The organism is Streptococcus moroccensis, assembly GCF_030812835.1.
In the GTDB taxonomy this organism is placed as follows: domain Bacteria; phylum Bacillota; class Bacilli; order Lactobacillales; family Streptococcaceae; genus Streptococcus; species Streptococcus moroccensis.
Window position 1 is genome coordinate 1 of the sequence record NZ_JAUSTM010000038.1, and the last position, 9,799, is coordinate 9,799.

Annotated in this window: 9 protein-coding genes and 1 pseudogene; 2 read left to right on the forward strand and 8 right to left on the reverse strand. The window is 44.0% G+C overall.

Features of this window, described 5'->3' with window-relative positions:
• The 3 genes from J2S23_RS10805 to J2S23_RS10815 form a co-directional block, all read right to left on the reverse strand.
• Window positions 1–195 (reverse strand): hypothetical protein (locus J2S23_RS10805; protein WP_307122731.1); only part of this gene is annotated, 195 nt, incomplete at its 3' end.
• A 93-nt stretch (window positions 196–288) separates the two neighbouring features.
• Window positions 289–2,790, reverse strand: a complete 2,502-nt coding sequence (gene leuS / locus J2S23_RS10810) for a leucine--tRNA ligase (RefSeq protein WP_307122732.1) — start codon at window positions 2,788–2,790, stop codon at window positions 289–291.
• A gap of 114 nt (window positions 2,791–2,904) precedes the next feature.
• On the reverse strand, window positions 2,905–4,275 hold the full coding sequence (locus J2S23_RS10815) for a 6-phospho-beta-glucosidase (RefSeq protein WP_307122733.1): 1,371 nt from the start codon (window positions 4,273–4,275) through the stop codon (window positions 2,905–2,907).
• Between the two features lie 175 nt (window positions 4,276–4,450).
• Between J2S23_RS10815 and J2S23_RS10820 the strand changes: the two genes are divergently transcribed.
• Window positions 4,451–5,341 (forward strand): MurR/RpiR family transcriptional regulator, encoded by an 891-nt coding sequence (locus tag J2S23_RS10820; protein ID WP_307122734.1) that lies wholly within the window; start codon window positions 4,451–4,453, stop codon window positions 5,339–5,341.
• A gap of 299 nt (window positions 5,342–5,640) precedes the next feature.
• Here J2S23_RS10820 and rpsD read toward each other — a convergent pair whose 3' ends face one another.
• The 3 genes from rpsD to J2S23_RS10835 all read right to left on the reverse strand — a co-directional run bounded on the left by rpsD (window position 5,641) and on the right by J2S23_RS10835 (window position 7,768).
• Window positions 5,641–6,252 (reverse strand): 30S ribosomal protein S4, encoded by a 612-nt coding sequence (gene rpsD, locus J2S23_RS10825; protein ID WP_307122735.1) that lies wholly within the window; start codon window positions 6,250–6,252, stop codon window positions 5,641–5,643.
• 273 nt (window positions 6,253–6,525) lie between these two features.
• Window positions 6,526–7,107, reverse strand: coding sequence for a DNA-directed RNA polymerase subunit delta (rpoE, locus tag J2S23_RS10830; protein WP_307122736.1), 582 nt, complete (start codon window positions 7,105–7,107; stop codon window positions 6,526–6,528).
• A 217-nt stretch (window positions 7,108–7,324) separates the two neighbouring features.
• Window positions 7,325–7,768 (reverse strand): hypothetical protein, encoded by a 444-nt coding sequence (locus J2S23_RS10835; RefSeq protein WP_307122737.1) that lies wholly within the window; start codon window positions 7,766–7,768, stop codon window positions 7,325–7,327.
• A gap of 377 nt (window positions 7,769–8,145) precedes the next feature.
• Here J2S23_RS10835 and J2S23_RS10840 point away from each other — a divergent pair.
• A pseudogene (locus tag J2S23_RS10840) lies at window positions 8,146–8,301 on the forward strand (transposase); the annotation flags it as partial.
• 358 nt (window positions 8,302–8,659) lie between these two features.
• Here J2S23_RS10840 and rpsI read toward each other — a convergent pair.
• Together rpsI and rplM are read right to left on the reverse strand one after the other, a co-directional pair.
• Window positions 8,660–9,052: a 30S ribosomal protein S9 gene (rpsI, locus tag J2S23_RS10845; RefSeq protein WP_018374018.1), complete on the reverse strand. Its 393-nt coding sequence runs from the start codon at window positions 9,050–9,052 to the stop codon at window positions 8,660–8,662.
• 19 nt (window positions 9,053–9,071) lie between these two features.
• Complete coding sequence (gene rplM / locus J2S23_RS10850) at window positions 9,072–9,518, reverse strand: 50S ribosomal protein L13 (RefSeq protein ID WP_307122738.1); 447 nt, start codon at window positions 9,516–9,518, stop codon at window positions 9,072–9,074.
• Window positions 9,519–9,799: the final 281 nt, after the last annotated feature.

Below are 9,799 nucleotides of genomic sequence, written 5' to 3' on the forward strand. Positions count from 1 at the left end.
GGAGTTTTTTGGTATAACCAGCGATGCGCACCCGCATAGCGGGTGGTTTATTTGTTTCGCACCTGCGGAGCGAAACGGACTTAAAGTCACATAAACCAAAAAGGATTGCCTCTCTGAATAATCAGAGGCAATCCTTTTTCTTTTTTTAAGAGAGTCTACTAGCTCTGAAGAGCTTATCGGCTCTTCTTCAACCATTCCATCTCAGATAAGTTTCTTATTTCACCCAATTTGTTTAGTTCAAAAGCTCCAGTGGAGGGTTTGAGATCGGAAATAAGCCAATCAATTGGGTTACTTAATAACAATGTTAACCAATTTATTGGGTACCGCAATCACTTTAACAATGTCTTTGCCATCAAGCTCCACCTTGACCTTGTCGTCTGCCATGGCAATGGCTTCCAACTCGTCACGGCTAGCGTCTTTTGGCACCATGAGTTTGGCCTTGACCTTGCCCTTAATTTGGACAACAATCTCAATCTCGTCTTCGAGCAGCTTACTATCATCATAGCTTGGCCAGGCAACGTGAGAGAGCGATTGACCGGACTGGGTCAGGGTTTGCCAGAGTTCTTCACCCAAATGCGGTGCAAACGGAGCAATCAGTTGAACAAAGCCTTTGGCATGCTCGCTATAAAGAGCATCTGCCTTGTTGGCGGCATTGACAAAAATCATGAGTTGGGCAATGGCTGTATTGAACTTGAGCTGTTCGATTTGCTCAGTCACGCTCTTAACTGTCTCATGATAAACCTTGTCTAGCTTGCCGTCGTTTTCAGCAACGATAGCCTTGGTCGTGATCAAGCGATAAACGCGGTCTAGGAACTTACGAGAGCCTTCCAAGCCTTCTTCAGACCAGGCAATAGAAGCATCCAGTGGCCCCATGAACATTTCATAAACCCGCAAGGTATCAGCACCATACTGGTCGACCACATCATCTGGGTTGATAACATTTTTAAGGGACTTGGACATCTTGGCTGGTCCTTGCTCCAAGGCTTCGCCAGTTTCGATGTGGAAGTAACCACCGTCACGCTTTTCCACCTTGTCAGAAGCCACTAAAGCACCGCGGTTATCACGGTAGCTGGTTCCCAAAATCATCCCTTGGTTAAAGAGTTTTTGGAACGGTTCCTTGGTAGGCACCACACCGATGTCATAGAGGAATTTGTGCCAAAAACGGGCATAGAGCAAGTGAAGCACGGCATGTTCAGCACCACCGATATAGATATCCACTGGCAACCATTGCTTGAGCAGGTCTTCATCAGCTAATTTTTCGGTGTTTTTAGGATCGATATAGCGGAGGTAATACCAGCTTGAACCTGCCCATTGTGGCATGGTGTTGGTCTCCCGACGGCCTTTGACTCCATCTTCACGGGTCACTTCCAGCCAGTCGGTAATGTTAGCGAGCGGTGACTCGCCTGTTCCTGACGGGCGGATGTCCTTGGTCACTGGCAAGACCAGTGGCAAGTCGCTTTCTGGCACTGCTGTTGAAGTCCCGTCTTCCCAATGGATAATAGGGATTGGCTCACCCCAATAGCGTTGACGACTAAAGAGCCAATCGCGCAAGCGGTAGGTCACTTTTACATTTCCGACACCTTCAGCTTCCAACCAAGCGACCATTTTGGCAATTGCGTCAGCCTTGTTGAGGCCATCTAAGAAATCCGAATTGATGTGAAGACCGTCTTCGGTGTAAGCTGCGTCAGCTACATTTCCCCCTTCAAGAACTGGAAGAATCTCAAGGTCAAACTGCTTGGCAAACTCCCAGTCGCGCTCGTCGTGGGCAGGCACGGCCATGATAGCACCTGTCCCGTAACTAGCAAGGACATAGTCCGCAATCCAAATCGGCATTTCCTTGCCGTTGGCCGGGTTGATGGCGTAAGCACCTGTCCAAACACCTGTTTTTTCCTTGGCGAGATCGGTACGGGCCAAATCAGACTTGAGGCTGGCTTGGCGTTTGTAGTCCGCAACTGCTTCTGCCTGGTCAGCTGTCGTGATGGCATCGACAAGGGCATGCTCCGGTGCAAGGACAGCATAGGTCGCTCCGAAAAGGGTATCCGGACGGGTCGTAAAGACAGTGAAATCCTTGTCTGTGCCTTTGACCTTGAAAGTCACATTCGCCCCTGTGGACTTGCCAATCCAGTTGCGCTGCATGTCTTTGATGGACTCTGGCCAGTCCACTTCCTCGAGGTCTTCTAGGAGGCGTTCTGCATAGGCTGTGATTTTGAGCATCCATTGGCGCATGGGTTTGCGGACAACAGGATAGCCTCCACGCTCAGACGTTCCATCTGGCAAGACTTCTTCGTTGGCGATGGCTGTTCCCAATTCTTCGACCCAATTGACCGGCACTTCGGCTTCATAGGCCAGGCCTTTTTCATAGAGTTTGGTGAAAATCCACTGGGTCCATTTGTAGTAGTCGGGATCAGTCGTGTTGATTTCCCGGTCCCAATCGTAAGAAAAGCCTAGGGCATTGATCTGGCGTTTGAAGTTGGCAATGTTTTCGGCCGTGAATTCGGCAGGGTCATTTCCTGTATCCATGGCATACTGCTCCGCAGGCAGACCAAAAGCGTCCCATCCCATTGGATGAAGGACATTATAACCTTGAGCCCGTTTGAAACGACTGAGGATATCGGTTGCCGTGTAGCCTTCTGGGTGACCAACGTGGAGGCCGGCACCAGACGGGTATGGGAACATGTCTAGGGCATAAAACTTGGGTTTTGAGGCGTCAGTTCCTGTCTTAAAGGTATGATTGTCCGCCCAGTGTTTCTGCCACTTGGGCTCGATGTCTTTGTGATTGTAAAAAGTCATAGGATTCTCCAAAAAATAATATCTCCTACATTATACCATTTTTAATAAAAAATAGTTTAGCTGTATCCAAAAACAGCCAAAAAGGCCAGCTAAGCTGACCTTTTCATCCTTATCTTATACGGATAATTCCCGTGCGATGTCGTCTTTGATGGTAATGCCTTCTTTTTCCAAGCGGGCAATCGTGTCTGAAAATTGTGGCAGGTGATTTTTGTGGGCAATAAACAACTCGTCCATGACACGTTTAGCTGTCGCACCAGATGGAACCAGTGGATTGATGGTGAAGGCTTGTAGCGCTGTGGCGTAATCACCCATCACCGCTGCTTCGATGGTCAGTAATTCCATCGCTTTCATGACTTGCAACCAGCCTTTTTCAGCAGTTGGCAATGGGCCGAAGGCTACGTTACGGGCCCCTTGTCCACCAAGGTAGGCTGTGACCTCTACAGCACAGTCGTCTGGAAGGTCTGGCACAGCGCCGTCATTGCGAGTTGAAACGACAATCTCTGTGTTCTTATTGGCATAGATAGAAACGATGGTTTCACAGGCCGCGTCCGAATAATACGCACCGCCACGCTCTTCTAATTGTTTTGGCTTGGAATTCAACTCTGGGTCCTTGTAGAGATCAAAGAGTTCTTCTTCCAAAGCCTTCACCTGCTGACCTCGGGTACCGACAGTCTCGAATTCCTCGATACCGTGCGCCAGCATTTCCTCCGAACGGTAATAATACTGATGATAGCCACATGGAATCATGTTCATCTGAAGGAGCTGCTCTTTATAGAAAGGAACTCCGTGGATGTTCTTAGGCAGACCGTTGTCTTCTTCGTAGAGTTTATCAATGATTTGGGGCGTCACATCATTGCCGTGCTTGTCCGCCACCCGGTGCCAGTGGAAATGGTTGACCCCTGCAAACTTGTAAATCAGGTCTTCTTGGGGAACATCAAGCATGATGTGTTCTGTCATCTTGGCCATTACTGGGACATTACAAAGGCCAATGACCTTGTCCCATTTGCCGTAACGAAGGACAGCTTCTGTAACCATACCACTAGGATTGGCAAAGTTAATCAACCAGGCGTTGGGACACAGTCGTTTCATGTCTTCCACGATGTCTAAGATAATCGGAACAGTCCGAAAAGCCTTGAACATGCCGCCAGGACCATTTGTTTCCTGACCAAGAATCCCATAAGAAAACGGAATGCGCTCATCTTTAATCCTGGCATTTAAGAGGCCAACACGAAACTGGGTAGTAACAAAGTCCGCGTCTTTGAGAGCTTCCTCACGGTCTAAGGTCATGTGGACCTTCACATCATAAGGGGAGGCATCCCACATCCGCTGTGCCATAGCGCCAACGATCTCCAGCTTTTCACGGCCTTCTTCAATGTCTACCAGCCAAATTTCCTTAACAGGCAGCTCGTCATAACGCTTGATAAACCCTTCCATCAGCTCTGGTGTGTAGCTGCTCCCACCACCAATTGTTGCAATTTTGACCATTGCTTTTTCTCCTTTAACTTGTGATACCTTCAGTATAGCGAGAAATGATATCGTTTTCAACAAGTCTTGAGCAAGCTCTAAAAATGTTTCTGTTTTTTCTTAAATATAATGCCTTTTTTGCGAATTATTTGAAAAACTTGCTAAAAAGAGTAAACTAAAAGGTAAGGAGAACTTTATGTTAATTTATGAACAGCTACAACAATTCCCATTGTCACCTGCTGAAAAAGGCATTGCCAATTACCTTCTCGCATTTCCAGAAACACTGGAAACCTCGTCTATTCAAACCATTGCTCAAAACACCTATACTCAACCTTCGACTGTCATCCGGATGGCGAAAAAATTGGGCTTTTCAGGCTGGACTGATTTTAAACGGGCCTACTTAAAGGAATGGCAGTATAGTCAAAAAGGGTTGGCCGATTTAGACGCTAACCACCCCTTTGGTCCTAAGGATAATATCATGACCATCGCTCAAAAAATGGCTACTCTAGAAGAAGCCACCATAGCAGACACCCTGTCCCTGCTCAACCACGATAGCCTAGCCAAGGCCAAATCCCTCCTATCTCAAGCTAGCACAATTGCTATCTTTGCCTACAACGCCAACCTGCTCATCGCTCAGGATTTTGCCCTCAAAATGAGGCGTCTAGGCAAGTCCGTCGTTCTCTCAGACATCCCCGGCGAGGAACGCTATCTGGCCCATAATCTCGAGACTAATAGCTGTGCCATTTTGATATCCTACTCTGGGGAAAATGACAACCTGCTCGGTATTAACCGCATTCTGCAGGATAGAGGTATCCCGACGCTTGCCATCACCAGTATCGGCAACAACCAGCTCGCGAAGTCTTGCACCAGCTTCTTGCCGCTGACGACACGGGAAAAGCTGTACTCAAAAATCGGGAGCTTTACCAGTAACACCTCCATCATTCTCCTGCTCAATATCTTGTATGCTGTCCTTTTTGCCCAAGATTACGATGGCCACTACCAGCACCTCAAGGCAACAGGACGGCAGATTGATTTCCGAAAAGCCAGTCACAGCATACTCGAGGAACAAGAAGTTGCATCAGATTAAGACTACGATGCGTTTGATTACAGAAAACAATTAGTCATAGAAAAATGTTTACTCATCCTCAAAAAACCTCTACGCTCTATCTAACTTAAGGTTAGGGTAAACAAAAGCCGTCTCAATATTTAAAACAGCCATCAGAAATCTATAAACAAAAAGGGTGACCCCTTTTAGGCTTGCCCTCTTACGATACAAAATTTAGCTTTGGGGTTACTAAAAGGGGAGTAAAAACAAAAAGCACCTTGGAATAACGCTCCAAAGTGCTTAATATCAAGGCTTTTAAGCCTCTCACCTTTAAGAAAATATTACAACATTTTGTTGTAGAATTCTACGACAAGGGCTTCGTTGATTTCTGGGTTGATTTCATCGCGTTCTGGCAAGCGAGAAAGTGTTCCTTCCAATTTTTCAGCATCGAAAGATACGAAAGCTGGACGTCCAAGAGTTGCTTCAACTGCTTCAAGGATAGCTGGAACTTTAGCAGATTTTTCACGAACTGAGATCACTTGACCAACTTCAACGCGGTATGATGGGATATCAACGCGTTTGCCGTCAACAAGGATGTGGCCGTGGTTTACGAATTGACGTGCTTGACGACGAGTTGTCGCAAGGCCAAGACGGTAAACAACATTGTCCAAACGACGCTCAAGCAAGAGCATGAAGTTGAAACCAAGAGTTCCTTCTTTGATTTTAGTCGCTTGTACGAACAAGTTACGGAATTGTTTTTCACCCAAACCGTAAGAGAAACGCAATTTTTGCTTTTCAGCTAACTGCAAACCGTATTCAGACAATTTAGAACGATTGTTTGGTCCGTGTTGTCCTGGTACGTAGTTACGACGTGCTAATTCTTTACCTGTGCCTGTAAGAGACAAGCCAAGGCGACGAGATTGTTTCCATGATGGTCCTGTATAACGTGACATGTTATCAAGTCCTCCTCTAAATAAAATATATTTTGAGGAAATAACGTCTTACTTGATCCTGATTCGTGCAGATACCCTTCGCCTAAACAGCCAAGGTTACTGGTTTTTCAGAGAATCTGTTGACGAGCTTCATATCAAGATGCTGTTATTTCGCACAAAGAACATTATAACACGAAAAAAAGCCTATGGCAAGGCTTTTTTCCTTTTTCTAATAGTCAATCGGAGATTTTGGCTAGAATGAATCAGTCGTGCCCTTTCTCCATCTCCAGCCTATTAGTCCTCAGACTCTACCTCTTCATCGGTATAGTCATCGTCATCTTCTTCCGTGATTTCGACATCTTCTTCAATGTCATCATCAGTGATGATTTCATTTAATTCGGCGTCGTAAGATTCCACTTCATCCTTCTCATCATCCGGATTCTCTTCGTCATACTCGCTAGAAGCATCGTCATCTTCTTCATCTTCTGGATCATCATCACTGTAGTCAATAGCGTCCTCATCACCATCCATAAAGGCATTAACACGCTTCTTCTTACGTTTTGGTGCTCCATCCTCATCATCTTCTTCAAGGGTAATGACTTCTTCATCAATCTCATCGATAGCATACCATGAACGAAGGCCCCACTTGTTTTCACCTAGTGGAATAAAGGACCCGTCAACATTTAGATCTGTATAAAAATTTGGCAGGGCTTCACGAATTTCACTATTAGAGCGTCCCAAGTAGTTTTGAATCTCATCTACCAAATCATTAAAATACATCTCATTATCGCGACCACGCGCCTCTAAAATCGCACGCGCTACCTCAATCATTGACAATTCAGCCTTGTCTTGGCCAGCAAATACTTCAAATTCCATCTTTGGCTCCTTAATCTTGTTCTTCTCTATTTTACGCTAAAAGTCGCAATTAGTCAAAGGCTTGGCTGATTTTTAAGCATCTAAGGCAGGTCGACTCACTTAACCTAAACATCACGTCTATCCCCTGTCTTGGCCATTTTTAAATCAGGCCATACTTTAAAGCGGCTCTTCATCATACACTATGTCCCTCACTAAACAAAAAGGTCATTAGCCCTATTTATGAAAGCATCGGCAAATCGTAGGTCCACCCTTCTAACTGATGCTCATCGCTAACCTCATCTTTTAAGCGCACCTGTTTAATCACATCATTATAAAAAGCAATGACCATCTCTTCGCCAGAACTCCTTGGTCCATCTACTGTTAGATTTGAAATCTTCAGTTCTAAAAGCTTGGTCATGTAGTACACAAATAAGTTGACATCAAATTCTCCCTCAAGAAACACTGTGTTTCCATGGTCATCCCTGATTTTAAGATAAATAGTTACAAATGTCAGACCTAGATAATCAATCATAAAGGCAACATCCTGATTCTCTATCCTAAATAGACCATTCAACCGTTCATTGACCCAATCGTATTCATCAAGCCTTATCTCATAGACAACCATATTACCCATCGATTCAGGTAAAGCAACTAATTCTTCATATTGATACTGTTGAAGCATAACATCCTCCATAAAGGTTTTAACACGAAAAAAGACCGCCTAAAAATCGAGTACAACCACAAACGTCCATCAGGAAATCCCCTTCTACGCTTCTACTATCCGATTTTTAAGCTGTCTCAACAACTTTCACATTTATATATATGATAGCACAAAACAGACGAAAGTCAATAGAGATTGAACTTGCTTTTTATAGTAAATATCTCTAAAACTCTCTGTGAAAGATTAAATTAATTTGAAACGTTACCATAACATAACAATTTTTTAAAGACTACTATTTTATTTGGGTAGTGTAAAATATCTTGTGTAAACACAACAAGGAATAAATCCTGTCCTGTATAGTAAAGTTGCGAGACTTCACTAGAAAGAGATTTATTCCCATGACTCAGTTTGCCACAGAATTGCTAAACTACCTAGCCCAAAAGCAAGATATCGATGACTTCTTTCGTCAATCTCTAGAGACAGCCATGAATGAGCTGTTGCAAGCAGAATTATCAGCTTTTCTCGGATATGAACCCTATGAGAAAAGTGGTTATTAACCTTTAGTTGAAGACCTCTTTTTCTATATTCTACTATCATTCATTCATCATTGGCGTTAATACCTCATTCAACTACTCTTGTCATGTATTTACCTAGCAACTATTCATACTGACTAAGGATTAATAAAACCATTTTTATCAAAAAAGTAGCTTATAAATTTTTCGTAAGGTGCTTTGAAACGTTGTTGTATCGCTGATATTAACGTTTTGATGCAGGGAGACTGCGTCTCCTCTGCAGCCATATTCGTAAGCGACTAAAGTCACAACGACTATGTCAATTGCGCCCACAATTTAGTAAAGCAATAAAAAGAACACCCTTTCGAGTGTTCCAAGTAAATGAAATAATTCTTTCGAATTAACGTTTACTAAATTGTGAAGCTTTACGAGCTTTCTTAAGACCTGGTTTTTTCCGCTCAACCATACGAGCGTCACGTGTAAGAAGACCAGCGCGTTTGAGTGAATCGCGGAAGTCTGGGTCTACTTCAAGAAGCGCACGCGCGATACCGTGACGGATCGCACCTGATTGACCACCGTAACCACCACCGTTAACGTTTACGAAAACGTCGTATGAACCCTCCGTAGAAGTCACTGCAAATGGTTGGTTGATGACCAAACGCAAGTCTGCGTGTGGGATGTACTCTTCAACATCTTTTTTGTTAACAGTAATTTTACCAGTACCTGGAACCAAACGTACGCGAGCTACCGCATTTTTACGACGACCAGTACCTGTATATTGTGCTTGTGCCATGTTCTATTCGTTCCTTTCCTTAGATAAGACCTGAAATATCAAGTACTTCTGGTTGTTGTGCAGCGTGAGTGTGCTCAGCGCCTACAAATACTTTAAGTTTCATGCCTTGTGCACGACCTAAAGTGTTGTGTGGCAACATCCCTTTAACTGATTTTTCGATCAAACGAACAGCGTTTTTAGAACGCAACTCACCAGCAGAGATAGATTTCAAACCACCTGGGTGCATAGAGTGAGTGTAGTAGATTTTGTCAGTTGCTTTTTTACCAGTCAATTTCACTTTTTCAGCGTTGATAACGATAACGAAGTCACCTGTATCTGTGTGTGGTGTGAAAGTTGGCTTGTTTTTACCGCGAAGTACGCTTGCAACCACTGCTGACAAACGTCCAAGTGGGACATCAGTAGCGTCAACAACATACCATTTGCGTTCTACTTGGCCTGGTTTAGCCATAAATGTAGTTTTGTTCATGATTTCTCCTATTTATATCAAATCGTTTTTGTTTACAGGGTGGATGTTCCGGTCCACAGGGTATTTGAAGGTTCCGGGGCCTTTCAAATGGGGTAAACAATACCGTCTTATATCATACCAAAAAACAAAGCCCAAAGCAAGTGCTTCGAGCTGATATTTTTGAAATTTCCCTAAAAGTTTAAGGAAAGCTAAATTTCAAGTAGAAGTTAGCCATTTTTAAGAAACTGTGCAGGAGACAAATAGTTCAGTATTTTCTTAGGATAATGATTGATCCAATTTTC